The organism is Sulfitobacter delicatus (genome assembly GCF_900102535.1).
GTDB lineage: Bacteria > Pseudomonadota > Alphaproteobacteria > Rhodobacterales > Rhodobacteraceae > Sulfitobacter > Sulfitobacter delicatus.
Map to the genome: position 1 here is coordinate 13,837 of NZ_FNBP01000006.1, position 24,655 is coordinate 38,491.

At 61.4% G+C, this 24,655-nt stretch carries 22 protein-coding genes; 13 read left to right on the forward strand and 9 right to left on the reverse strand.

The window, feature by feature from the left end; translation table 11 throughout:
- The first annotated feature begins 32 nt into the window (after window positions 1-32).
- The 6 genes from BLS57_RS11540 (at window position 33) to BLS57_RS11565 (ending at window position 6,484) form a co-directional block, all read left to right on the forward strand.
- The gene (locus tag BLS57_RS11540) at window positions 33-662 is read left to right on the forward strand and encodes a glutathione S-transferase family protein (protein ID WP_093742409.1); all 630 of its coding nucleotides are present in this window, start codon (window positions 33-35) and stop codon (window positions 660-662) included.
- A gap of 230 nt (window positions 663-892) precedes the next feature.
- Complete coding sequence (locus BLS57_RS11545) at window positions 893-1,993, forward strand: acyl-CoA dehydrogenase family protein (RefSeq protein ID WP_093742411.1); 1,101 nt, start codon at window positions 893-895, stop codon at window positions 1,991-1,993.
- Window positions 1,990-2,691 (forward strand): PIG-L deacetylase family protein, encoded by a 702-nt coding sequence (locus BLS57_RS11550; protein WP_167356419.1) that lies wholly within the window; start codon window positions 1,990-1,992, stop codon window positions 2,689-2,691. The genes BLS57_RS11545 and BLS57_RS11550 overlap by 4 nt, the downstream gene beginning before the upstream one ends.
- Window positions 2,691-3,254, forward strand: coding sequence for a class I SAM-dependent methyltransferase (locus BLS57_RS11555; RefSeq protein ID WP_093742415.1), 564 nt, complete (start codon window positions 2,691-2,693; stop codon window positions 3,252-3,254). The genes BLS57_RS11550 and BLS57_RS11555 overlap by 1 nt, the downstream gene beginning before the upstream one ends.
- On the forward strand, window positions 3,251-4,273 hold the full coding sequence (locus tag BLS57_RS11560) for a glycosyltransferase family 2 protein (protein WP_093742417.1): 1,023 nt from the start codon (window positions 3,251-3,253) through the stop codon (window positions 4,271-4,273). Before BLS57_RS11555 ends, BLS57_RS11560 begins: the two co-directional genes overlap by 4 nt.
- 144 nt (window positions 4,274-4,417) lie before the next feature.
- The gene (locus BLS57_RS11565) at window positions 4,418-6,484 is read left to right on the forward strand and encodes a catalase (protein WP_093742418.1); all 2,067 of its coding nucleotides are present in this window, start codon (window positions 4,418-4,420) and stop codon (window positions 6,482-6,484) included.
- A 38-nt stretch (window positions 6,485-6,522) separates the two neighbouring features.
- On the opposite strand, the gene BLS57_RS11570 is transcribed toward BLS57_RS11565, so the two are convergent.
- A complete protein-coding gene (locus BLS57_RS11570) occupies window positions 6,523-7,299 on the reverse strand; it encodes an IclR family transcriptional regulator (protein ID WP_244153672.1) in 777 nt (258 codons plus the stop codon).
- A gap of 169 nt (window positions 7,300-7,468) precedes the next feature.
- On the opposite strand from BLS57_RS11570, the gene BLS57_RS11575 reads away from it, so the two are divergent.
- The 7 genes from BLS57_RS11575 (at window position 7,469) to BLS57_RS11605 (ending at window position 15,893) form a co-directional block, all read left to right on the forward strand.
- Entirely contained in the window at window positions 7,469-8,986 is a 1,518-nt protein-coding gene (locus BLS57_RS11575; protein ID WP_093742424.1) for an ABC transporter substrate-binding protein, read from the forward strand.
- Between the two features lie 109 nt (window positions 8,987-9,095).
- Complete coding sequence (locus BLS57_RS11580) at window positions 9,096-10,013, forward strand: ABC transporter permease (protein WP_093742426.1); 918 nt, start codon at window positions 9,096-9,098, stop codon at window positions 10,011-10,013.
- Window position 10,014: 1 nt separating this feature from the next.
- Window positions 10,015-10,917, forward strand: coding sequence for an ABC transporter permease (locus tag BLS57_RS11585; RefSeq protein ID WP_208597560.1), 903 nt, complete (start codon window positions 10,015-10,017; stop codon window positions 10,915-10,917).
- Between the two features lie 3 nt (window positions 10,918-10,920).
- The gene (locus BLS57_RS11590) at window positions 10,921-11,919 is read left to right on the forward strand and encodes an ABC transporter ATP-binding protein (RefSeq protein ID WP_093742428.1); all 999 of its coding nucleotides are present in this window, start codon (window positions 10,921-10,923) and stop codon (window positions 11,917-11,919) included.
- The gene (locus tag BLS57_RS11595; protein WP_093742430.1) at window positions 11,916-12,911 is read left to right on the forward strand and encodes an ABC transporter ATP-binding protein; all 996 of its coding nucleotides are present in this window, start codon (window positions 11,916-11,918) and stop codon (window positions 12,909-12,911) included. Before BLS57_RS11590 ends, BLS57_RS11595 begins: the two co-directional genes overlap by 4 nt.
- 4 nt (window positions 12,912-12,915) lie before the next feature.
- The gene (locus BLS57_RS11600) at window positions 12,916-14,496 is read left to right on the forward strand and encodes a gamma-glutamyltransferase (protein ID WP_093742432.1); all 1,581 of its coding nucleotides are present in this window, start codon (window positions 12,916-12,918) and stop codon (window positions 14,494-14,496) included.
- 2 nt (window positions 14,497-14,498) lie between these two features.
- The gene (locus tag BLS57_RS11605; RefSeq protein WP_093742435.1) at window positions 14,499-15,893 is read left to right on the forward strand and encodes a M20 family metallopeptidase; all 1,395 of its coding nucleotides are present in this window, start codon (window positions 14,499-14,501) and stop codon (window positions 15,891-15,893) included.
- A 36-nt stretch (window positions 15,894-15,929) separates the two neighbouring features.
- Here the strand turns inward: BLS57_RS11605 and BLS57_RS11610 are convergent, their stop codons facing one another.
- From BLS57_RS11610 to BLS57_RS11645, 8 genes are all read right to left on the reverse strand, one after another.
- Window positions 15,930-17,057 carry an iron-containing alcohol dehydrogenase gene (locus BLS57_RS11610; protein WP_425274347.1) on the reverse strand — a complete coding sequence of 376 codons (1,128 nt, stop codon included), beginning with the start codon at window positions 17,055-17,057 and terminating at the stop codon, window positions 15,930-15,932.
- 8 nt (window positions 17,058-17,065) lie between these two features.
- Complete coding sequence (gene glpK, locus BLS57_RS11615) at window positions 17,066-18,562, reverse strand: glycerol kinase GlpK (RefSeq protein ID WP_093742441.1); 1,497 nt, start codon at window positions 18,560-18,562, stop codon at window positions 17,066-17,068.
- A 91-nt stretch (window positions 18,563-18,653) separates the two neighbouring features.
- The gene (locus BLS57_RS11620) at window positions 18,654-20,351 is read right to left on the reverse strand and encodes an ABC transporter substrate-binding protein (protein WP_093742756.1); all 1,698 of its coding nucleotides are present in this window, start codon (window positions 20,349-20,351) and stop codon (window positions 18,654-18,656) included.
- Between the two features lie 86 nt (window positions 20,352-20,437).
- A complete protein-coding gene (locus BLS57_RS11625) occupies window positions 20,438-20,710 on the reverse strand; it encodes a DUF2160 domain-containing protein (protein WP_007121386.1) in 273 nt (90 codons plus the stop codon).
- A gap of 12 nt (window positions 20,711-20,722) precedes the next feature.
- Window positions 20,723-21,607, reverse strand: a complete 885-nt coding sequence (locus BLS57_RS11630; RefSeq protein WP_208597561.1) for a carbohydrate ABC transporter permease — start codon at window positions 21,605-21,607, stop codon at window positions 20,723-20,725.
- The gene (locus BLS57_RS11635) at window positions 21,607-22,479 is read right to left on the reverse strand and encodes a carbohydrate ABC transporter permease (RefSeq protein ID WP_093742444.1); all 873 of its coding nucleotides are present in this window, start codon (window positions 22,477-22,479) and stop codon (window positions 21,607-21,609) included. The genes BLS57_RS11630 and BLS57_RS11635 overlap by 1 nt, the downstream gene beginning before the upstream one ends.
- Window positions 22,476-23,561 (reverse strand): ABC transporter ATP-binding protein, encoded by a 1,086-nt coding sequence (locus BLS57_RS11640; RefSeq protein WP_093742446.1) that lies wholly within the window; start codon window positions 23,559-23,561, stop codon window positions 22,476-22,478. Before BLS57_RS11640 ends, BLS57_RS11635 begins: the two co-directional genes overlap by 4 nt.
- A complete protein-coding gene (locus BLS57_RS11645; RefSeq protein WP_093742448.1) occupies window positions 23,561-24,646 on the reverse strand; it encodes an ABC transporter ATP-binding protein in 1,086 nt (361 codons plus the stop codon). Before BLS57_RS11645 ends, BLS57_RS11640 begins: the two co-directional genes overlap by 1 nt.
- Window positions 24,647-24,655: the final 9 nt, after the last annotated feature.

Consider the following 24,655-nt stretch of genomic DNA (forward strand, 5'->3'; position numbering starts at 1 on the left):
AACAATGCCGATGCCAGAGGGACCAGAACCACATGATTGATCTTTATACTTGGACCACTCCGAACGGCCGCAAGGTCTCTATCCTGCTCGAAGAGCTAGGCATCGACTACAAGGTTCACGCCATCAACATCGGCAAGGACGAACAGTTCAGCCCGGATTTCCTTAAGATCAGCCCGAACAACAAAATCCCCGCCATTGAGGACCATGAGACGGGCGTACGCCTGATGGAATCCGGCGCGATCATGTGGTATCTGGCGGAGAAACATGGCCGCTTTCTGCCCGAGGGCCAGACCGCACGGGCCGAGGTGATGCAATGGCTCATGTGGCAAATGGGTGGCTTTGGCCCCATGGCCGGACAGGCCCATCACTTCCTCCACTTCAACCCCGGCAAAGCGGCCTATGCCGAAGAACGCTTTGCGGGCGAGGTGAAGCGGCTCTATTCCGTATTGGACAAACAGCTAGAGGGGCAGGATTATATCTGCGGCGCGTATAGCATCGCTGATATGGCCTGCTGGCCCTGGGCCTCGCGCTATGAATGGCAGCAGATTGACCTTGCCGACTATCCGAACGTGCGCCGTTGGTACCAGCAATTGCGGGCGCGTGAAGCGGTGCAAAAAGGTTATCATGTGCCTAAGGTGATGGGCGAAATCCCAGAGGGCTGACACGGGCCCCCATACCCCTTTCTACAGAAAAGAACCTCAGACCTAAGCCCCCCTTTCCCTGCAACCTACAGGTTTCAGGGAACCATTTCCCTGTCCGAAAGGTTGCTTTTTTCGAGAGCCGTTCTGCAAGCAACTCGCTTTTGTACAGAACGGCTCAAGTCAAAGGATAGGGAGTGAGATGTGACGCTTGAACTGGTGAAGGCACCCTATGAAGCGCACTGGGTTGGGCGATGAACAGCGCGGCTCGTTTTCCTCTTTTCCCTCCTGCCGAGGAGTCCAACGCGGCTCTTTCCGATGCGGCCCAAGATCAACTGTTAGACCGCGCCGCCGATGAAGAGCGGGGCGAACAGCCGATCGGCGGCTCCATAGATATCTTGCGGCAAGAAGGTCTGATGCGCCAAGACGGCGCGACTGATCCACAGACAACCTACAAAGCGCTGACGCAAATCGGGGCGACCAATCTCGGCGTGGGGCGCCTTTGGGAAGGTCATGTCAACGCACTGCGTTTGATCCGGCTTTATGGTTCTGCATCGCAGCAGAAAACCGCAGAAGGTCTCATCACTTCCGATGCACTCTTTGGTGTTTGGGGTGCCGACGGGTCGACGCCTGTTACACTTGACGCTGAAACCGGCACGCTCCAAGGCGAGAAGCTTTTTGCCTCCGGTCTGGGCACCGTCACCCATGCGCTTGTAACGGCAAACGCTGGTCCCGAGGCACAGCTTATCCTAATCGACGTCCGCGACATAGAACGGGCCGATGCGTCACAATGGGACATGTTAGGCATGCGGGCGACGGCGTCAGGTAAATACGACTTCTCCGGATTGACGGTTGGCGAAGGCGATCTGATTGGGGCGCCTGGCGACTATCTACGCGAACCGCATTTTGTCGGCGGCGTCTGGCGTATCGCTGCCCTCCAAGCGGGGGCCTCGGCAGGGTTGCTTGGCGCAGCGGCCAAGCAATTGCGGAACATGGAGAGGTTAGAAGCGGAAGCGCAGAAGGCACGGTTGATGCAGGTCCTGATGCGCGTGTGGGCAGGGATGGCGCTGGTTGAGCGAGCGGCCACAGCAGCCCAGTCGAACGCTTTTTCCCCAGACACGCTCGTCGCCAATGCTATCGCGGCACGGCTTTATACCGAGGAAGTGGGTCTGGACGCGATAAATGCTGTCGAACAGAGCCTCGGCCTGCGGCACTTCACCCAGAACTCGGAGACAGGGCGCATGGCGCGCGATCTCTCTGTCTATCTGCGTCAGGCGGCCCGCGATGCTTTCCTGCAGCGCGCAGCCACACACGCCCTTTCACAGGATGACGGGCTCTGGGGAGTGTTCAAGTGACCGCTACGCCGCCAATTGCCGCCGAAATCCTTGCAGGAGACGAGAAGATCCTCGTCCTCGCGCCCCATCCTGACGATGAATCCCTCGCCTGCGGCGGCTTGCTGGCCAATGCCTTTGCCGGCGCAGGCGCACATGTCGTTTGCATGACGGACGGCAGCGCCAGCCATCCCGGCTCAAACGACTGGCCAGCAGATAAGCTGGCAGAGAAGCGCCGCGAAGAACTGCAAGAAGCGCTCATTCTTTTGGGAGGCACTGCAGTAAATCTTACATGGCTCGGCCTGCCCGACAGCCAGCTTCACGAGGTAGACGCCGAGGAGATTGTTGTTCGGTTAGAAGAAGTCATTGAGCGCGAGCAGGTACGCCATGTCTTCGTGCCCGCGCAGGAAGACAAACATTGCGACCATAAGACCACTGCGCGGATCGCGGGCATTTTGCGGGCACGTCGGCCGGATATCCAATTCTACAGCTATCCCGTTTGGTCCCGTTGGGACGACCCAGACTTTGCAAGTTGCGCCGCTTCCCATCGGGCGGTGATGCTAGACAATGCTACAGCCGCGGCCCGCAAACGGGCAGCGATTTCCGCACACCGCAGCCAATTGGGTGAGGTCGTGAAAGACGACCCCGAAGGCTTCGTCTTACCTGCTGGGTTCGTGGAGAAATTCGTGGGCGAGAGCGAGATTTTTTGGAGGATGCCGTGATGGGCGTGGGCTTGGATCACCTTCAGGGGCTTTACGCAGACACTTCTGACCCTTGGGGGTTCGCAGAAAGCGCCTATGAGCAAAGCAAGTTCGCCGCGACCCGCACAGCCCTGTCAAAAAGTGGCTATCGGTCGGCCTTTGAATTAGGATGTGGCAATGGCGAGCTTGCCGCCCATCTCAGCGATATCTGCGCGCGCTATACCGGAATGGACGCCATCGCTACGGCGCTACGGGCAGCACGTGAACGTGTACCAGATGCGCGGTTTGTTCAGGGGTTTTACCCCGGTCCCCTGCCAGAGGGTGATTTCGACCTGCTGATCCTTTCCGAAGTACTCTATTTTCTCGACCCCGCCGGATTGACCCAACTCGCGCAGGATATCTCCACGCGTTGGGGCGATGCGGAAATCCTCTGCGTGACTTGGCTTGGCCCAACCGGAAACCCTCTGCAGGGAAAAGAAGCGCTGCGGATATTCACCGCCGCTTTGCCTGACCATGCGTTCACCTGCGTGACCAAGACTGAAGACTACCGGATCGACCGCGGGCTGACGGAGGTATCCCAATGAGTTTCGCGCGTTGCATAGACACTGCCATCGTGATCCCCGCCCGCGATGAGGCTGAGCGCATTGCGCATTGTCTTGATGCGCTTGCACCACAATGCAGCGAACGGGTGCAGGTTATTCTCGTCGTAAACAACACCGGCGACGATACTGCCGAGATCGCCAATGCTGCCGCAACGGCGCTGCACATCAACCTACACGTTCTTAACGTGGCCTACCCGGCGCAACGCGGCGTGGGCGAGGCGCGGCGCTTGGGTGGATCGGAGGCGCTGCGCAGCCTGCCCCATCTAAACCATATCCTTACAACCGATGCCGATTGCCGGGTCGCGCCGGATTGGGTGGCGCGAAACCTATATCATTTGCAAGAGGCGGATGCAGTCTGCGGCAAAGTTGATTTACACCCCGGCGAGACCGCTTGGCTCGCGGGGCTGGATAAGAGCCTGCAGGATATCGAAGACACCTACCGCGGCTTGGTTCAAGAAGCATTTGCGCGCTACGGGTCAAACTGCACTGATCTGCGCGGCAGCCATGGGCAGACCCCCGGTGCGAGCCTCGGCTTTACCCGGTCGGCCTATGTCGCGACAGGCGGGTTTGAACCGATCCCCTGCGGCGAAGATCGCCAAATCATTCGCACACTGCGGAGCTTGGGGCGGCGGGTGCGCCACGCAAGCGATATCCGCGTTGCTGCATCCTGTCGTCTTACCGGACGTGCGGCGGGTGGCATGGCGGATACTTTGCGCGCGCGATTGTCAGGTGACAATTACGCGGCGGATGACTGTCTACCACGCGCTGATGACCTGATCCACCAAATCCGCAGCGGCGCAGTTCCAAGTTGGCCCCCGCAGCTCGCCCCCGGCGATTGCGTACCGGCGCGCGACCTTCCTGCCCATTGCAACAAACTACGTAGGTTTCTTGCAGCCGCTGTGCCCGCGAATGCCGCGGCAATGCCACCCAAGAGTCCGACGCAGAGCCTCACGTCGTCGGCCCAGCAGCCAATTTATGCCGCTCCTTCAACAGATGGCTGACCAGCGGTCTGTTTCTCAGAAAACCGGGGAACCGGCACGTCGCGTCTTGGTTGAATTTACATAGGCTGCGCGCGGGACCGACGCGCGTCTTTTTCAGAATGATGATCCGACGTCCGACCGGACGCGCAACAGGGAGTGTACCTCATGACAGATGAAACCCGTGGCAAAGGCGGCGAACCCCGGCAGCAAACCACTGACCGCGACCGCACGATGACGACCGCTCAGGGCGGGCCGATCTCGGACGATCAAAACTCACTTACCGCAGGGCCTCGCGGCCCGGTCCTGATGGAAGACCATGTTTTCCGCGAGAAGATGTTTCATTTCGACCATGAGCGCATCCCCGAGCGCGTCGTCCACGCCCGCGGCTACGGCGTGCATGGGCATTTCGAGTTGAAGGAAGCGATCCCCGAGCTCTCCGCGGCAGATATTTTCCAACGGGTCGGAGAAAAGACCCCGACCTTCACCCGCTTCTCGACCGTGGCGGGCAACAAAGGTTCCTTCGATCTGGCACGCGACGTGCGCGGCTTTGCCACCAAGTTCTACACCAAGGAAGGCAACTGGGATCTCGTTGGCAACAACATCCCCGTCTTCTTTATCCAAGACGCAATGAAATTCCCCGATCTCGTCCACTCCGTCAAAGCAGCACCCGACCGCGGCTTCCCGCAGGCCCAATCGGCGCATGACAACTTCTGGGACTTCATTTCCCTCTCGCCTGAAGCCATTCACATGACGCTGTGGCAGATGTCCGACCGCGCGATCCCGCGCTCTTTCCGCTTTATGGAGGGTTTCGGCGTCCATACCTTCCGCCTAGTCAATGCCGAGGGTAAATCGCATTACGTGAAGTTCCACTGGAAGCCCAAGCAGGGCCTGCAATCAGTGGTCTGGAACGAAGCGCTCAAGATCAACGGTGCGGACCCCGACTTCCACCGCCGCGACATGTGGGATGCCATCGACGCGGGTGACTTCCCCCAGTGGGACTTGGGCATTCAGGTGTTCGACGACGAATTTGCCGATAACTTCGAGTTCGACATCCTCGACGCCACCAAGCTTATCCCCGAAGAGCAGGTGCCTGTCCGCATCATCGGCACGCTGACGCTGGATGCAAATGTCGACAACTTCTTCGCGGAAACCGAGCAAGTCGCCTTTTGCACCCAAAACATCGTGCGCGGGATCGATCATACCAATGACCCGCTTTTGCAGGGGCGGAACTTCTCTTACCTCGACACGCAGCTCAAGCGCCTCGGCGGGCCGAACTTTACCCATATCCCGATCAACGCGCCGAAGTGCCCCTTCCACAACTTCCAGCAAGACGGCCATATGGCGATGCACAACCCTAAAGGTCGGGTGAACTATGAGCCGAACAGCTGGGGCGAAGACGGCAACCCGCGTGAAAACCCAGAGATAGGCTTCAAAAGTTACCCCGAAGAAGTCAGCGGGACGAAGCAACGTGTGCGCTCGGAAACCTTTGCCGACCACTATAGCCAAGCGCGCCAGTTCTACATCAGCCAGACCAAGATTGAGCAGCAGCATATCGCGGCAGGCTACACCTTTGAGCTGTCGAAATGTCAGGAAGAGCCCATTCGCCTGCGGGTTCTCAGCCATCTGATGAACGTACATGACGACTTGGCGAAACAGGTGGCCGAGGGCCTTGGCGTCACCCAGATGCCCGAGCCTGCCACCCCTGCCCGCGAGCCGATCACCGATCTGCCGCCGTCAGATGCGCTCAGCATTCTCAAGAACGGGCCCGACAGTTTTGCCGGACGCAAACTTGGTCTCTATCTGACAGACGGCGCCGAGGCCGCCGTGGTCGAGGCACTAGAGAAGGCCTTTGCCGATGAAGGTGCGATGGTGGCGATCGTGACCCCGCATATCCAAGGCGTCACCCTGTCGGACGGCAGCACCCGCGCAGCGGACGAAAAGATCGACGGGGGGCCTTCGGTGGTCTTTGACGCGGTGGCGCTGGTTTTCTCGGACGACGCAAGCGGGAAGATTGCCAAGAACAAACCCTCGCAGGATTTCGTCTCTGACGCCTATGCACATAACAAGTTTATTGCGTGGACCAAGGCAGCTGAGCCGTTGCTGAAAGCTGCCGGCGCTGACGATATGGATGGCGGCATGATGGAGGTCTCACCAGACAATGCGACCGATTTCGCCAAAACCTGTCGCAAGCTGCGCTTCTGGGAGCGGGAAGAAAAGCTGAACTGGGAATAAAGACTGGAGGGCCGGAGCAAGACGCTTCGGCCCTTTTTCTACCGTCTGTGCACCTGCGAGGACGGTGAAATAGCATTGGCCGTGTCCTGCAACCGCGGCAAGATTTCAGCCTCGATGCGCTCTCGCGTCCAGGTATGAGCCGAGACCGAACATTGCACCGCTGCAAAGGCACGTCCGTCCGGACCAGTGATCGGACAGGCGACACCGATCTCGGACAGGATCATCTGATCACTGGAGATCGCATAGCCCTGCTCTACCGCTTCCCCAATGCTTTGACGGATCGTTCCCCGGTCCATCGTTGTCCGTGCAGTAAAGGGCTTTAGCGGCCAAGTCTCTATCGCCTCTTCACGGTCTTCAGGCGAGAAGGTCGAGATGATCGCCCGCCCTGCGGAGGTCGACAGCGCAGGCAAGCGCCGCCCAATGACGGTCGCGGCGAAATAGGTGCGTTGGCAGGGCAGACGGCTGACGTAGATGATATGATCTGTCGACAACTCGGCAAGGTTCACCGTCTCGCCGATCTCTTGGCTGAGATCGATTAGCTTGGGAATCGCCTGCCCGACCAGTTGATCCGACCAGTAATAGGCATACGCCAATTCGAGCCATGCGTGGGACGGGCGAAACCGCCGTGTGGCCGGATCTTTGTCGAGCATCCCTTCGATATGAAGCGTGTTTGCGAGCCTCTGAACCGCGCTTTTGTCCAGCCCACTGCGCGCGGCAAGCTCTACCAAGGACAGTTCCGTATGCGATTCATCAAAGGCGCGCAGCAGCCGCAACCCTTTGGCAAGTGACCCAACGTAAAGAGTGTTTTGCTTCATTTCCAATCACTTGCCTTAAAAATCCAGAGGTTTCGCCAAGCGGGCCTTGACGACTTGTAATCAGTTTGCGTTTACTAATCGTATAGCGATATTGAGTATTACTATATGATACTTCGCTGCAAGCCAAAAATGCTACGGAAGCAAATTCGTAAACCACAGGGAGTTGACCATGAAATCCACGGTCCTGAAATCAACCATCACCGGGCTCGTCCTCGCTGCCGCGACGGGCGCTGCTTGGGCGGACAAGGCTGACGACACGCTGCGCGTCGCCTTTACCAAAGAGCTTGAGAACGTCGACAGCTACTTCAACTCCTCCCGCGAAGGCGTGGTGCTGCAGCGCGCCGTTTGGGACGGTCTGATCTACCGCGATCCCGTGACCAACGAATACAAAGGCAATCTCGCGACCGAGTGGAACTGGATTGACGACACCACCATTGAACTGAAACTGCGCGAAGGCGTGAAGTTCCATGACGGGTCTGACTTCACCGCAGATGACGTCGTCTTTACCGTCAACTATGTGGCGGATGAGGCCAACGGCGTGAAGACGCAGCGCAATGTAAACTGGATGAAATCGGCTGAGAAAGTCGACGATTACACCGTCCGCATCATGCTGAAAGAGAAATTCCCGGCAGCGATCGAATTCCTTTCCGGTCCTGTGTCGATGTACCCCAGCGATTACTACGAGGAAGCTGGCCCCGAGGGCATGGGCCTGAAACCCGTTGGCACCGGCCCCTATAAGGTCACTGAAGTCGTTCCCGGCCAGCACTTCAAGCTTGAAGCCTACGAAGGCTACCACGACAGCCCCAAGGGCAAGCCGAGCATCAAGAACGTCGACATCCGTACCATTCCGGATGTGAACACGCAGATGGCGGAACTGTTCAGCGGATCGCTTGATGTGATCTGGCAGGTGCCGTCGGATCAGGCTGAAAAACTGGCCGAGCGTGACGAGTTCCAGGTTTCCAACGAATCCACCATGCGGGTTGGCTATCTCGCGATGGACGCAGCGGGCCGGTCCGAGGACAGCCCCTTCACCGACGTCCGCGTCCGTAAGGCGGTAAACCACGCGATCAACCGTCAAGAACTGGTCGACGCGCTGCTGAAGGGCAAATCCAAGGTCGTCTACACCCCCTGCTTCCCCAGCCAGTTTGGCTGCGACGAAGAAGCGGCTGTAGAATATGAGTACGATCCCGAGAAGGCCAAAGCGCTGCTCGCCGAAGCAGGCTACGAAGACGGGCTTTCCGTTGACTTCTACGCCTACCGCGACCGTGAGTATGCCGAGGCGATCACCAGCTACCTGAACGCAGTTGGCATCGATACCAACTTCAAGATGTTGCAGTACTCCGCCTTGCGCGAGCTGAACATGAAGGGCGAAACACCGATCTCCTTCCAGACTTGGGGCAGCTATTCGATCAACGACGCCTCTGCGATGGTTAGCCAGTTCTTCAAGCATGGCTCGCTGGACTATGCGATGGACGACGAGACGCTTGAGTATCTCAACGTCGCCGACAGCTCGACCGATCCGGAAGTGCGTAAAGAGAACTACTCCAAGGCGATCGAACGGATCACCGAAGAAGCCTATTGGGCCCCGATGTTCTCCTACAACACCAACTACGTCATGACCAACGAGGTAGAATACACCCCAACGGCGGACGAAGTGCTGCGCTTTACCACGGCCAGCTGGAAGTAAACCATCTGCGAGGGCGCGCCTGACGCGCCCTCGCCTTTCTGACGTTCCTCCCCCCAAACCAATCCGCCGCCCCCCGCTTGGTGCGGCGCAGCCATAGGTGAGTGCACCCGTGCTTCAATTCATTCTCAAACGATTGGGACTGGCCATTCTCGTGGCCTTCACCGTGTCGTTTATCAGCTTCAGCCTACTGTTCCTCTCAGGCGACCCCGCCGCGGCGCTGGCCGGTGAAACCGCCAGTGGCGAAGACATCGAAGCGCTGCGCAGGCTCTATGGTTTCGACCGCCCGATGTTGGTGCAATACGGCGACTGGTTGTTCTCGGCCCTACGCGGCGACTTTGGCGAAAGCTATTATTTCCGCCTGCCCGTCGCCTCGCTGATTGCTGATCGGTTGAGCGTCACTATGACGCTCGGCGTCTGCGGGATCACCTTTGCGCTGCTGACCGCCGTGCCCCTCGGCGTGGTCGCCGCGATCCGTCCCAATTCGATCATCGACCGCATCGCCCTGTTCATCTCGGTCGCGGGCCAAGCCATGCCAAGCTTCTGGTTCGGTCTGATCCTGATCGTGGTCTTCGCCATTCAACTGGGCTGGCTGCCGCCCTCGGGCACGGACACATGGCGGCATTTCATCCTGCCGACGGTGGTGCTGGGCTATTACGCCATGCCTGCCATCATGCGCCTCACCCGTGCAGGCATGCTAGATGTGTTGAACTCCGATTACATCCGCACCGCCCGCGCCAAGGGGGCCAACGAGACCCGCGTGATGTTCCGCCATGCCCTACGCAATGCGATCATCCCGGTGGTGAGCCTCGCCGCTGTGCAGATGGGTTTCATGCTGGGCGGCTCCATCGTGGTGGAATCGATCTTTGCCCTGCATGGCGCGGGGTATCTGGCGTGGGAGAGCATTGCGCGCAACGACCTGCCCACCGTGCAGGCGCTGATCCTGATCTTCTCGATGTTCTACATCGTTTTCACCTTTCTGGCCGACGTGCTCAACGCATGGCTCGACCCCCGCATGAGGAGCAGCTGACATGATCACCGCCAGCACCCATGACAGCCTATTGGACGAAATCACCGGCCCAACCCCCAGCCAAATGCTGCGCAAGCGCATCTTTGGGCATCAGGGTTTTCTGATCGGCGCGATCGTCTTGATCCTGCTGACCATCGTGGCCATCCTCGCGCCGTGGATTGCGCCGCACGACCCCTATGCGCAAAGCTTGATGACCCGGATGGAGCCGCCAGTGTTCATGGGCGGCGATTGGGAGCATCCCTTGGGCACCGACCATTTGGGCCGCGATTACCTCTCGCGCCTGATCTACGGCGCACGCATCTCGCTGCTGATCGGGGCCGTGGCGGCGCTGATCTCGGGCGTGATCGGCACCGCCATGGGCGTGGCCGCGGGCTACTTCGGCGGCAAGGTCGACGCGGTTGTGACCTTTCTCATCAACGTGCGTCTGGCGATGCCCGTGGTGCTGGTGGCCCTCGCGGTTGTCGCGATCCTTGGTGGTTCGCTACAGGTGGTGATCGGCGTGCTGGGCCTGTTGCTTTGGGACCGCTTTGCCGTGGTCATGCGCGCCTCGACCATGCAGGTCCGGCGGCGTGAGTATGTGGCGGCGGCGCAGGTCATCGGCGCCTCGACCCCGCGCATTCTGCTGTCCGAAATCATGCCCAACATCGCCAACAACCTGATTGTCGTCGTGACGCTGGAAATGGCCCACGCGATCCTGCTGGAAGCGGCACTGTCCTTTCTTGGCCTCGGGGTGCAACCACCGACGCCCAGCTGGGGGCTCATGGTCTCTGAAGGCAAGAACATGATGCTGTTCGAGCCATGGCTCGTGCTGATCCCCGGCGCGGTGCTCTTTGTGCTGGTGCTGGCGATCAACCTGATGGGCGACGGTCTGCGCGACGTCACCGCCCCCGAAAACCGGAGCTGACCCATGACAGAACCACTTTTGAGCGTCCGCAACCTGCGGCTCGACATTCCCACGGGCAGCGGCACCCTGCAGGCGGTCCGCGGGATCGACTTTGACCTCGACCGCGGCGAGACCCTCTGCATCGTCGGCGAAAGCGGGTCGGGTAAATCCCTGACCTCGCTGGCGCTGATGAGGTTGTTGGGCAAATCCATCAAGCGCAACGCCGACCGGATGACATTTGACGGCACCGAGCTGACCACCGCCAGCAACAGCCAGATGCGCAAGCTGCGCGGCGCGCGCATGGCGATGATCTTCCAAGAGCCGATGACCTCGCTCAACCCCGCCTATACCATCGGCGACCAACTGGCCGAGGCGCTGCTCTTGCACCGCAAGGTCAGCCGCCAGCAAGCACGGGACCGGGCGATCGAACTGCTAGAAAAGGTCGGCATCACCGCCGCTGAGAGCCGTCTGTCCCAATATCCGCACCAACTCTCCGGCGGCCTTCGTCAACGCGTGATGATCGCCATGGCGCTGATGTGCGAGCCGGAACTGATCATCGCGGACGAGCCCACCACCGCGCTCGACGTGACCATTCAGGCGCAGATCCTGCGGCTGCTGCACGATCTGGGGCGCGAGATGAACATGGCGGTGATCCTCATCACCCATGACCTCGGCGTCGTGGCGCGTGTGGCCGACAAGGTCGCGGTGATGTACGCGGGCGAGTTGGTCGAGACTGGCCCGGTACGCGACATCTTCAACGCGCCCTCGCACCCCTACACCCGCGGGCTGCTGCGCTGCATCCCCCTCCCCGGCAAGACCGACCGCGGCGCGAAACTGGGCACCATCCCGGGCATCGTGCCGTCGCTGGTGGGCGAGGTCGAAGGCTGCGTCTTCCGAACCCGGTGCCCGCATGCCGTCGCCGAATGTCGCGGCGACATCCCCAAACGCGAGGACGGCAGTCACGCCTTCCGCTGCATTTTCCCCGATGGCAAACGCCATTCCGAGAAGGAGCTGACCGTATGAAGGACAGCGTGAACACCCCCCCGGTGCTGGAGCTTTCCGGCGTCAGCAAAACCTATCGGGTGAAACAGGGGCTTTTTGGCAAGGTCAAACCGCTCACGGCCGTGAACGACGTCTCGCTGCAACTTGGCCGGGGCGAGGTGCTGGGGCTGGTTGGTGAGTCTGGCTGCGGCAAGTCCACCCTCGCCAAAATCCTGCTCGGACTGGAACAGCCCACCGCCGGGCACGTCAAGATCGACGGAGAGGAGATCACCCAACAGGGCCGTCTGGCGCTGGCACGCCGCATCCAGCCGATCTTTCAAGACCCTTATTCCTCGCTCAACCCGCGCAAGAGCATCTATGACGTGATCTCCCTGCCGCTGCGGGTGCATGGCATCGGCGACGAGGAGAGCCGCAAGAAAAAGGTCAAAGAAATCCTCGACGTCGTCGGCCTGCCGCAACGGGTGATGAACACCTACCCCAGCCAGATGTCCGGCGGTCAACGCCAGCGCGTCGCCATTGCGCGGGCGTTGATCATGAAGCCCGAGGTGGTGATTTGCGACGAGCCGACCTCGGCGCTGGATGTCTCGGTGCAAAGCCAGATCCTCAACCTGCTGGGCGAGCTGCGCGAAGAGTTCGGCCTCACCTATCTCTTCATCAGCCATGACCTCGCGGTGGTCGAACACCTCGCGACCCGCGTGGCGGTGATGTATCTTGGCGAGATCGTCGAGCAGAACACCGTCGCGGGCCTCTTCGACGCGCCGCGCCATCCCTATACCCAAGCGCTGCTGAAATCCGTGTTGACGCCCGAGCCGGGCTTGGGGGTGCCGGACACGCAGCTTGGCATGGCCTACCCCAACCCGATCGCACCGCCGCCCGGCTGCCATTTCCACCCGCGCTGCCCGCGCGCCACGGACCTGTGCAAACAAAAGGCCCCGCGTCACATTCCGATCCCGCAGGGGCATGTTGCCTGCCACCTGCACGATCCGGAAACCCCTATGTACGAGCAAGAGTAACCTCATGTCGCAAAACCTGTCGCACAGCACGCAGACCCGCAAAGTTGTTATTGAAACCGAGCATGGCGTCGTCGCAGCCCAACACCGTCTGGCGGCTCTCGCGGGGGCCGAAGTGCTGGCGGCAGGCGGCGACGCAGTCGATGCCGCCGTCGCCACCTCCTTCGTCATCGGGGTGCTCGAGCCGTGGATGAGCGGCCCGGCAGGTGGCGGGGCGATGATGCTCTGGCGCGCCGAGGAGGGCCAAGCCCATGCGTTGAATCACGGCATGCGCAGCCCCTGTGCGCTTGATCCGGCGGACTATCCGCTGAGCGGGCGCGGCAAGGCGGGCGATCTTTTCCCGTGGGAGCATGTCGAAGGCGACCGCAACGTGCAGGGTGCCTCGGCCATTGCCGTACCGGGGGTCGTGGACGGGCTAGGCCAAGCCCACGACCGCTTCGGCAAAATGCCTTGGGGCGAGTTGCTGTCCCCCGCGATTGACCATGCCCGCGAAGGGCTGACGGTGGATTGGTACGCCGCGCTTGTTATCGCCTCCTGCACCCGCGCACTGGCCAATGACGCCGACGCCGCTGCACTCTTCCTTGAAGACGGGCAATGGCCTACGATCAGCGGCTGGACCGCACTGGCCGAAAAACGGCTCGACCAATCGCGCATGGCCGACAGCCTTGACCAGATCGCCCGGCACGGGGCACGCACCCTTTATGACGGTGACCTCGGTGCCGCCATGGCGAAAGACGTGCAGGACAAGGGTGGCTCTCTCTCGCAAAGCGACCTCAACGCCTACCGCGCCGAATTTCACGCCCCGCTCGACTTCGCCTACCGCGACGCGCGCTTTCATGTCGTGCCCGGCCTCACCGCCGGGCCAACCTTCCGCGACACCTTCGCGTCTCTGGAAACCGAAGACCTCGGCAGTACCCCCGGCCCCGACAGTTATGCCGCCATGGCCGCCGCGCTCAAAGGCGCCTATGTCCGCCGCCTCGACTCAATGGGCGACAGCGGCGAAAGCCCCGATGCGCCGAGCTGCACCACGCATTTTTCGGTCGTCGACGGCCAGGGCAATATGGTCGCACAGACCCAAACGCTGCTGTCGATCTTCGGCTCCCGCGTGGTGTCCCCCTCTACCGGGTTCCTGATGAACAACGGCATCATGTGGTTCGACCCGGTGCAAGGCCGCCCGAACTCGCTCGGGCCGAACAAGCGCTGTCTGATGAACGTCTGCCCGGTGATCGGCGAGCAGGGCGACAAGCGGTTCGCGTTCGGAGCCTCCGGCGGGCGCAAAATCCTCGGCGCAGTGGCGCAGTTGTCCTCCTTCGTCACCGATTTCGACATGTCGCTGGAGGACAGTTTCCACGCCCCGCGTATCGACGCCTCAGACGCCAACCAGTTGATCGCCGACGAAGACTTGCCCCGCGCCGTGCTCGACCGCCTGCGCGAGGACAACGACGTCGCCGAAACCAAACGCACGATCTTCCCCTACGCCTTCGCCTGCCCGGCGGGTGTGATGCGCGATGCGGGGCGCAATTCCGGCTGCACCGAGATCATGTCGCCTTGGGGCGACGCCGTTTCCGAAGATATGACAAAGGATTAAGCATGACCCGCGACAGCGCAATTGAATCGATCTCGACCTATTTTGACGAAGGGACTTTCCAGTCCGAACTGGCCAACCTCGTCTCTTATGAGACCGAAAGCCAGAACCCCGACCAAGCCCCTGAACTGAAACGCTACCTGCGAGAAACCATGGAGCCGCGCCTTACGGCCATCGGCTTTAGCTGCTCGCTTCACGACAACCCCGCCCCCAACGGCGGCCCGCTTTTGGTGGGCGAACGGCACGAGGGCGACGACCTGCCCACCGTGCTGACCTACGGCCATGGCGATGTGATCCGCGCCCAGGCCGACCAGTGGCGCGAGGGGCTGCATCCCTTCAAACTGGTCGAGGAAGGCGAGCGTCTCTATGGCCGCGGCACTGCCGACAACAAGGGCCAGCACCTGATCAACATTGCCGCGATGGAAGCGGTGCTGAAAACCCGCGGCAAGCTCGGCTTTAACTGTCGCATCGTGATCGAAATGAGCGAAGAGACCGGCAGCGCGGGACTCCCTGAGTTCTTCACCGAACACCGCGACAAGTTGACGGCAGATGTGCTGATCGCCTCCGACGGGCCGCGTCTGCAACCGGATGTGCCGACGATGTTCATGGGCTCGCGTGGCGGGGTCTCTTTCGACCTGATCGTTGACAAACGCGAGGGCGCGCATCACTCGGGCAACTGGGGCGGGCTGTTGTCCGATCCGGCGATGATCTTGGCGCAGGCGCTGTCGGTCATCACCGACAGGCGCGGGCAAATCCAGATCCCCGAGTGGCGGCCCGACAGTCTGACCCCGTCGGTCCGCGAAGCCCTCGACGGTCTGCCGATTGAAAGCGACGACGGCCCGGCCATCGACAGTGACTGGGGCGAGGCTGACCTGACCCCGGTCGAGCGCGCCTATGGCTGGAACAGCTTTGCCGTGCTGGCGATGAAGAGCGGCGTGCCCGAAGCGCCGGTCAACGCGATCTCGGCCTCGGCCAAGGCGGCTTGCCAGTTGCGCTATGTTGTGGGCACCGATCCCGAAGACATCCTGCCATCACTGCGCCGCCATCTCGACAAACACGGCTTTGAAGAGCTGCAGATCGTGCCGCATGACCGCGGCTTCTTCCGCGCCACGCGGCTGGATGCGGATCATCCGTGGGTCAAGTTCGTGGCCGCCTCGCTGGAGAAAAGCGCCGGCAAAGCACCGCATATCCTGCCCAACCTCGCAGGCTCGCTGCCCAACGACAGTTTCAGCGACATTCTCGGCCTGCCCACTGTCTGGGTGCCGCATTCCTACCGCAGCTGCTCGCAGCATGCGCCGGATGAACATGTTCTGAAACCCGTCTGCCGTGATGCGCTGCGGGTGATGGCCGGGGTGTTCTGGGATTTGGGCGAGGGCAACACGCCGCCGCGTGCGGGCTAATTGGAACCGGGCGGGGGATTAGCACCCCTGCCCGCTCTACAACGCCGCCCGGATGCAGCTTTCGAGAGCCGCCTCAGACAAGACACAGGGGTTGGCTTTCATCGACGATGACACCGCCGCTTCGAGGGCCGTTTCCCCTAGGTCGCCGTCCTCGGGTATCCAGCGGCCCAGCCGATCCAGCCCCCACTCGTCCAACAAGTCCGACAGCGCGTAAAACGCTCCGGCGTCCGGCAAATCGAACCCTTCCGCCAGCCAGCTGCGCACCTCTGCCATGCGCTTCGACGGCCCCAAAGCATCGGCATTCGCCGCCAGCACCGGCCCCAGCAACCGCCCGCAGATCAGCCCATGCGGCGCGCCGAAGCGGCCGCCAATCACGCCTGCCAGCCCATGCACCGCACCGAGGCCTGCATTCGCCAGCGCCAAACCGCCCGAAAGGCTCACATAGGCCAGCGCATCGCGGGCCGCCGCATCCTCGCCCTTGGCCAGCCGTTGCAAGGCGGCGATGCCCTGCGGGATCGCGGCCCGGCAGAGGGCATCGGTGAAGGGGTTGGCCCGCGATGAGAGATAGGGCTCGATCACCTGCACCAGCGCATCGAGGCCGGAGCCGAGGGTCACACCCCGGGGGGCGTTATCCGTCAAAGCCTGATCGACCAAAGCCAAACGCGGCAACATGCGGTCATCGCGCAGGCTGACCTTGCGCCCGGCTTCGGGCACGGCGATGACGGCGTTTTTTGTCACCTCGGCCCCGGTCCCGGCGGTGGTGGGCATGGCGATCATCGGCAGCGGATCGGCTGCAAGGGGCTTGCCCGCGCCCACGACTTCAAGGTGGTCCATGACATCGCAATCCGAGGGGATCAGCGCGGCGGCGGCCTTGGCCAGATCAATCACCGCACCGCCGCCGACGCCCAGCACAACATCCACCCCGCGCCCGGCCACCACAGCGGCGCGCACGTCTTCGACCGACGGCTCGCCGCTGCTGCGCAACTGCACAACCTCGCAGCCCGCAGCCGCCAAGGCCTGCGCCAGATCATCGACCCAAGCGACCGACCCGCCACGCAGCAGCAAGACCTTGTGCCCATAGCCGCGCACGGCCTCCACGGCTTCGCTTGCCACACCACGGCCAAAGCGGATGCGTCCGGCGGTGGCGAAAGCGAAGGGGGCGATGATCTCCATCAAAATTGCAACGTGGCGTTCACGGCGCGCTTCCAGGCGCCGTATTTTTGGCCCCGCGTTTCGGCGTCCATCTGCGCCTCAAAGCGCCGGTCGAGCGCCCAGCCACGGGCGAAACCCTCCATATCGGGATAAATCCCGGCGCGCTGCCCGGCGAGCCATGCAGCGCCAAGGGCCGTGGTCTCCAACACATCGGGGCGGTCCACCGAGGCGCCGATCACGTCCGACAGAAACTGCATCGCCCAATCACTCGCACTCATGCCCCCATCGACGCGCAGGGTGGCAATCTCTCCCGCCTGCCCCTGTGCCGTCCAATCGGCCTGCATCGCCTCAAGCAGGTCGCGGGTCTGGTAGCCGACACTTTCGAGCGCCGCGCGGGCCAGTTCGGCGGGGCCGGAGTTGCGCGTCAGCCCGTAGATCGCGCCGCGGCATTCGGCGTTCCAGTAAGGCGCCCCGAGGCCGACGAAGGCGGGCACCAGCACGACGTTTTGATGCGGATCGGCCTGTTCGGCCAGCCCTTGGGTCTCGCTCGCTTCGCGGATCATTTTCAGCCCATCACGCAGCCATTGCACCACGGCACCCGCGACAAAGATCGAGCCTTCGAGCGCGTAGGTTGGCTTGCCGTCCAACTGATAGGCGATGGTGGTGAGCAGCCGGTTGGTCGAGGTCACCGCAGTGTCGCCGGTGTTCAGCAGCGCGAAACAGCCCGTGCCGTAGGTCGATTTCATCATGCCGGGCTGGAAACAAGCCTGACCGATGGTCGCGGCCTGCTGGTCGCCCGCGACGCCCAAGATCGGGATCTCGCGGCCAAAGAGATCGGGCCGCGTGGTGCCGAAATCGGCGGCGCAGTCTTGGACCTCGGGGAGCATCTCGACCGGCACGTCGAACATTTTGCAGATCGTCGTGCTCCAGCGGCCCTTGTGGATGTCATAAAGCATGGTGCGCGCAGCATTGGTGGCATCGGTCACATGACGCGCGCCGCCGGTGAGTTTCCAGATTAGGTAGCAATCGACGGTCCCAAAGAGCAACTCGCCCCGGCGCGCCTTCTCGCGGGCGCCTTCGGCATTGTCCAAAATCCACTTCAGTTTCGTGCCCGAGAAATAGGGATCGGCCAGCAAGCCGGTGCGTTCGGTGATGATCTTGTCGTCGCCGCTGTCGCGCAACTGGCGGCAGAAGTCGGCGGTGCGGCGGTCTTGCCAGACGATGGCGTTATGCACCGGTTTGCCGGTCTTGGCGTCCCAGACCAGCGTGGTCTCGCGTTGGTTGGTGATGCCGATGGCAGCGATGTCATCGGGGCGCAGCCCGGCCTTTTCGATCACCGCGCGGCAGGTGCCTGCGGTGGTGGACCACAGATCGCCCGGGTCATGCTCGACCCAGCCAGAGCGCGGGAAATGCTGCGGGAATTCCTCTTGGGCGGTGGCCGCGACCCTCATGTCGCTGTCAAAAAGGATGGCCCGCGAGGACGTTGTGCCTTGGTCGATGGCGAGGATATGGGTCATGGCGCGGCCCCCGGTGATTGGTGAAACGGATGTTAGATAAAACGAAAAAGGGGCCGGAACGCTGCTGCGCCCCGGCCCCCCAAAGTTTGGCTTACTGCCAGGACTTGATCAACTCTTCATAGCTGATGGTCTCGGGCTCGGGGTCTTCGTTGTCGAGCTTGGCAACGGGCGAACCCTCCTGCTCGAGCCAATGCGAGGCATCCATTTCCTCGTTCATCTTCGGACCAAGGTCACCCTGCACACCGGCGCGTTCCAGACGCTCCAGCACTTTTTCCTGCTCGGCACAGAGGCTGTCGAGCGCTTCTTGCGGGGTTTTCGCACCGGACATGGCGTCGCCGATGTTCTGCCACCAGAGTTGCGCCAGCTTGGGGTAATCCGGCACGTTTGTCCCGGTGGGGGACCATGCGGTGCGCGCAGGGGAGCGGTAGAATTCCACCAAACCGCCAAGTTTCGGCGCGCGTTCGGTGAAGCTGTCGTGCTGGATGGTCGACTCGCGAATAAAGGTCAGACCGGCATGGGCCTTTTCAACATCGACGGTTTTCGACGTCACGAACTGCGCATAGAGCCATGCGGCCTTGGCGCGGTCGACCGGCGTGCTTTCCATCAGCGTCCAGCTGCCCACGTCTTGATAGCCGACCTTCTGGCCCTCTTTCCAATAGGCGCCATGCGGGCTGGGGGCCATGCGCCACTTGGGCGTGCCGTCTTCATTCAACACGGCTTTGGCGCTGTCGTTGACCATGTCCGCGGTGAAGGCGGTGTACCAGAACATCTGCTGAGCAATCGCACCCTGGGCAGGCACCGGACCGGCTTCGCCAAAGGTCATGCCAGCGGCGGCGGGGGGCGTGTATTTCTCAAGCCACTCGATGGATTTGGTGATCGCATAGACCGCCGCCGCATCGTTGGTGGCACCGCCACGCGCAACGCAGGAGCCGACGGGCTGCGAGTTTTCGTTCACCCGGATGCCCCATTCGTCAACCGGCAGGCCATTGGGCTCGCCCACGTCGCCCATGCCAGCCATGGACATCCACGCATCGGTGTAGCGCCAGCCAAGGCTCGGGTCTTTCTTGCCGTAGTCCATGTTGCCAAAGACTTCGACGCCGTCGATGGTGCGGCCAGTGAAGAACTCGGCGATGTCCTCATAGGCAGACCAGTTGACCGGAACGCCCAGCTCATAGCCGTATTTTTCTTTGAACTCGGCCATCAACTCAGGATCGGTGAACCAGTCCTGACGGAACCAATAGAGGTTGGCGAACTGCTGGTCGGGGAGTTGGTACAACTCGCCGTCGGGGGAAGTGGTAAAGTCCAACCCGATGAAATCGTCCAGATCGAGACCGGGATTGGTGACGTCTTTGCCTTCATTGGCCATCCAGTCGGTCAGGCTGCGCGCCTGTTTGTAGCGCCAGTGGGTGCCGATCAGGTCGGAGTCGTTGATATAGGCGTCATAGATGTTCTCGCCCGACTGCATTTGCGTTTGCAGCTTTTCAACCACATCACCTTCGCCGATCAGATCGTGGGTGATGTTGATGCCGGTGATCGCGGTAAAGGCCGGGGCCAGTACGTTGGCTTCATATTCGTGGGTGGTGATGGTCTCGGAGACCACTTTGATGTCCATGCCCTTGAACGGCTCGGCGGCATCGACAAAGAACTGCATCTCCGCTTCTTGCTCTTCGCGGCTCAGGGCCGAGCGCTCGATGGTCTCATCGAGAAATTTTTTCGCGGCTTCCATATCCGCAAAAGCAGGCCCGGTCAGCAGGCCAAGCGTGACCGCAAGCGCGGTGCTTGATTTCATCATTGAACGTTTCATTGTGTCCTCCCTAGACATCTGGTCGTATCGTAAACCGCCCCGATTGTGCGGGGTCGGCCAGTGGTAAGCGCCTAGACCCAGCGAAATACGGCTGCGGCATAGGCAAGGCAGACCAGCAGCGCATAGGGCTGCGGCCCCGCCTCGAAACCCAGCCAAATCAAATTGATAAAGGCCGAGCCGAGAAGCGTGATGAACAGACGGTCACCACGGGTTGTTTCGATCCTGAGAATGCCGGTGCGGGGCGTTTCAGGAAATTTGATCGCGAGGATCGTGAAGGTCACGAGTAACAGCGCGATGACACCGAAGAAGATCGCGGTGGGCATGGTCCAAGCCATCCAAGACATGAGCGGTCTCCCTTATACGCGGCCGAGGGCAAAGCCCTTGGCGATGTAGTTGCGGACGAAATAGATCACCAGCGCACCGGGCACGATTGTGAGCACCCCAGCGGCGGCCAGCACGCCCCAGTCGAGGCCCGAGGCGCTCACGGTGCGGGTCATGGTGGCGGCGATGGGTTTGGCATCAACCGAGGTCAGCGTGCGCGACAGCAGCAGTTCGACCCATGAGAACATGAAGCAGAAGAAGGCCGCGACGCCGATGCCGCTGGCAATCAGGGGCGTAAAGATGCGGATAAAGAAGCGCGGGAAGGAGTAGCCGTCGAGGTAGGCGGTCTCGTCGATTTCTTTTGGCACGCCGCGCATAAACCCTTCCAGAATCCAGACCGCCAGCGGCACGTTGAACAGGCAATGCGCCAGCGCCACGGCAATATGCGTGTCGAAGAGCCCGACCGAGGAGTAAAGCTGGAAGAACGGCAGCGCGAAAACGGCAGGAGGGGCCATGCGGTTGGTCAGCAGCCAGAAGAACAGATGCTTGTCGCCCATGAAGCTGTAGCGCGAAAACGCATAGGCGGCGGGCAGCGCCACGGCGAGCGAGATCACCGTGTTCATCACCACATAGATCAGGCTGTTCACGTAGCCCATGTACCAACTGGGATCGGTGAGGATTTTGGCGTAATTCGCCAGCGTCAGGTCTCGCGGGTAAAGTGAGAAGCTGCCCAAAATCTCGGCATTGGTCTTCAGGCTCATATTGATGAGCCAATAGATCGGCAGCAGCAGGAAGATCAGGTATAGCGTCATCACCACCACCGAGCCTTTGGGCCGGAAGCGGCGGCGCGCCGGGGTGCTCTCGGTCAGGTCACCGGGAAGGGCGGCGGCGCCGGGGGCTTGTGCGGTGCTATCGGTCATCAGACACCATCCCTTTTGTCGAGGTTGACCATGACGGTGTAGAACACCCATGAAATCAGGAGGATCACGAGGAAATACATCAGGCTGAAGGCGGCGGCAGGGCCGAGGTCAAACTGCCCGATGGCCATTTTCACGAGGTCGATGCTGAGGAAGGTCGTGGCATTGCCCGGCCCGCCCCCGGTGACGACAAAGGGCTCGGTATAGATCATAAAACTGTCCATAAAGCGCAGCAGGATCGCGATCATCAGCACTCCTGCCATTTTCGGCAGTTCGATGTAGCGGAAGACGGCCCATCGGCTGGCTTGGTCGATCTTGGCGGCTTGGTAATAGGCGTCTGGGATCGATTGCAGACCGGCATAGGCCAGCAGTGCCACCAGAGACGTCCAGTGCCAGACATCCATGACCACAACGGTGATCCACGCAGCGGTGATGTCTTGGGTGTAGTTGTAGGTGATGCCCAGCTTGTCGAGCGTATAGCCCAGCAGGCCAATGTCGACACGGCCAAAGATTTGCCAGATCGTGCCGACCACGTTCCACGGGATCAGCAGTGGCAGCGACATCAGCACGAGACAGAAGCTGGCCCAGAACCCGCTTTTCGGCATGTTGAGCGCGACAAAAATGCCAAGCGGAATTTCGATCGCCAGAATGACGCCCGAGAAGATTAACTGCCGACCAAGCGCGTCCCACATCCGGTCGCTGTCGAGCATGTCGGAAAACCACTCAAGCCCGGCCCAGAAGAATTCGTTGCGGCCGAATGTGTCCTGCACCGAGTAGTTCACCACAGTCATCAGCGGGATCACGGCCGAGAAGGCCACGAGGATCAGAACCGGCAGGACCAGAAACCATGCCTTTTGGTTGACGGTCTTGTTCATGCGGCTTCCTCCTCTGCGCGGACGCGCCAATCGTCGGCATAGACGTTGATGCCCGCCGGATCAAAACGGATCGCGGTGTTTTCGCTGGGCACGGTTGCGCCTTCTTCGGCAATGGCGCTGACGGGTTGGCCCGCCACATCGAGCCGGATGATCTTGTGCCGGCCCACGTCTTCGACCCGCGTGACCTTGGCGGGCAGACCGTCGCCACTGCCGTTCAGGCGGATAAACTCGGGGCGTACGCCCAACTGGGTCTTGCCGCCCTTGGGGGCATAGCCCGCGCCAAGATCGACGGTTGTGCCCGCCACCTGGGCCGTACTGCCGGTGATCTCGGCGTCAAAGAGGTTCATCCCCGGTGAGCCGATGAAATAGCCCACGAAAGTATGCGCGGGCCGCTCGAACAATTCCTGTGGCGTGCCGATCTGCACCACGCGACCATCATACATCACCACGACCTTATCCGCGAAGGTCAGCGCCTCGGTCTGGTCATGGGTCACATAGATCATCGTGTGGCCGAACTCGTGATGCAGCGATTTCAACTGCGTGCGCAGTTCCCATTTCATATGCGGGTCGATCACCGTTAGCGGCTCGTCGAACAAGAGTGCATTGACGTCCTCGCGCACCATGCCACGGCCCAAGCTGATTTTTTGCTTGGCATCCGCCGTGAGGCCCCGCGCCTTGCGGTTCAGTTCGTCTTCCATGCCGATCATCTGGGCAATCTGCTGCACACGCTCCGCCACATAGCCCGCGTCCGCGCCGCGGTTGCGCAGCGGAAAGGCGAGGTTATCGCGCACCGTCATCGTGTCGTAGACCACCGGGAACTGAAACACCTGCGCGATGTTGCGCTCGGCGGTGGGCGCATGGGTCACGTCGCGGTCATTGAACAGGATGCGGCCTTGGCTTGGCTGCAGCAGTCCGGAAATGATGTTGAGCAGCGTGGATTTGCCACAGCCCGAGGCGCCGAGCAGCGCATAGGCTTCGCCGTCGATCCAATCGTGGTTCAACTCTTTGAGCGCGTAGTGATTCTCATGAGCCGGGTTCGGCAGGTAAGAATGGGCGAGGTTATCAAGCGTGATTTTAGCCATTATGCCGCCTCCGCATAGGGTGCCGCCGAGACCAGCGCGCCGGTGTCGTCAAACAGATAGACATGCGCCGGGTCAAGAAAGACAGGCAGTGGCTGGCCGGGGTCGAGACGCTGGATGCCATGCACCAGACCGACCCATTTCGCGCCGTGGTAATCGAGGTGGACAAAGGTCTCGGAGCCGGTGATCTCGGTCACGTTCAAGACTGCGTCAAAGCCAATGGCCGTCGGGGTCTGGGCGCTCAGCGTCAGGTGGTTGGGACGGAAACCGGCGGTGTAGTGACCGTCTTTCAGACCCGCCATATTGGCCGGCGCAGGCATCTCGCCGCCGTCAAAGCGCAGGGTATTGCCCGCCTTGGTCATGCTCAGAAAATTCATCGGCGGATCGGAAAACACCCGCGCGGTGGTGGCATTCTCGGGGCGGCGGTAGACGCTCGGCGTTGGGCCGAATTGCGTCACCCGGCCCTCCCAGAGCGTCGTGGTGTTGCCGCCCAGCAAAAGCGCCTCTTCGGGTTCGGTCGTGGCATAGACAAAGATCGAGCCCGCGCGTTCAAAGATGCGCGGGATTTCGGCGCGCAGTTCCTCGCGCAGCTTGTAATCGAGGTTGGCTAGCGGCTCGTCCAGCAACACCAGACCGGCGTTCTTGACCAGCGCCCGTGCCAGCGCGCAGCGCTGCTGCTGCCCGCCCGACAGTTCCAGCGGCTTGCGCTCCAGCATGGGAGTCAGCTGCATCAGCTCAGCGGTCTCGCGCACAGCGCGGTCGATCTCGTCTTTCGACTTGCCGACCAGCTTCATCGGCGAAGCGATGTTGTCGTACACGCTCATCGACGGGTAATTGATGAACTGCTGGTAGACCATCGCCACCTTGCGGTCTTGCACGCGCATGCCGGTGACGTCCTCATCGTTCCAAATCACCCGGCCCGTGGTCGGCTGGTCGAGCCCCGCCATCAGCCGCATTAGCGACGTTTTCCCCGAGGACGTCGGCCCCAAGAGCACGTTCATCGTGCCTTTTTCCAACGTCAGGTCGGTCGGGTGGATATGGGTCTGACCCACCACCTTCTTCGACACGTTCTTTAGGATCAAACTCACGTCTGTCCT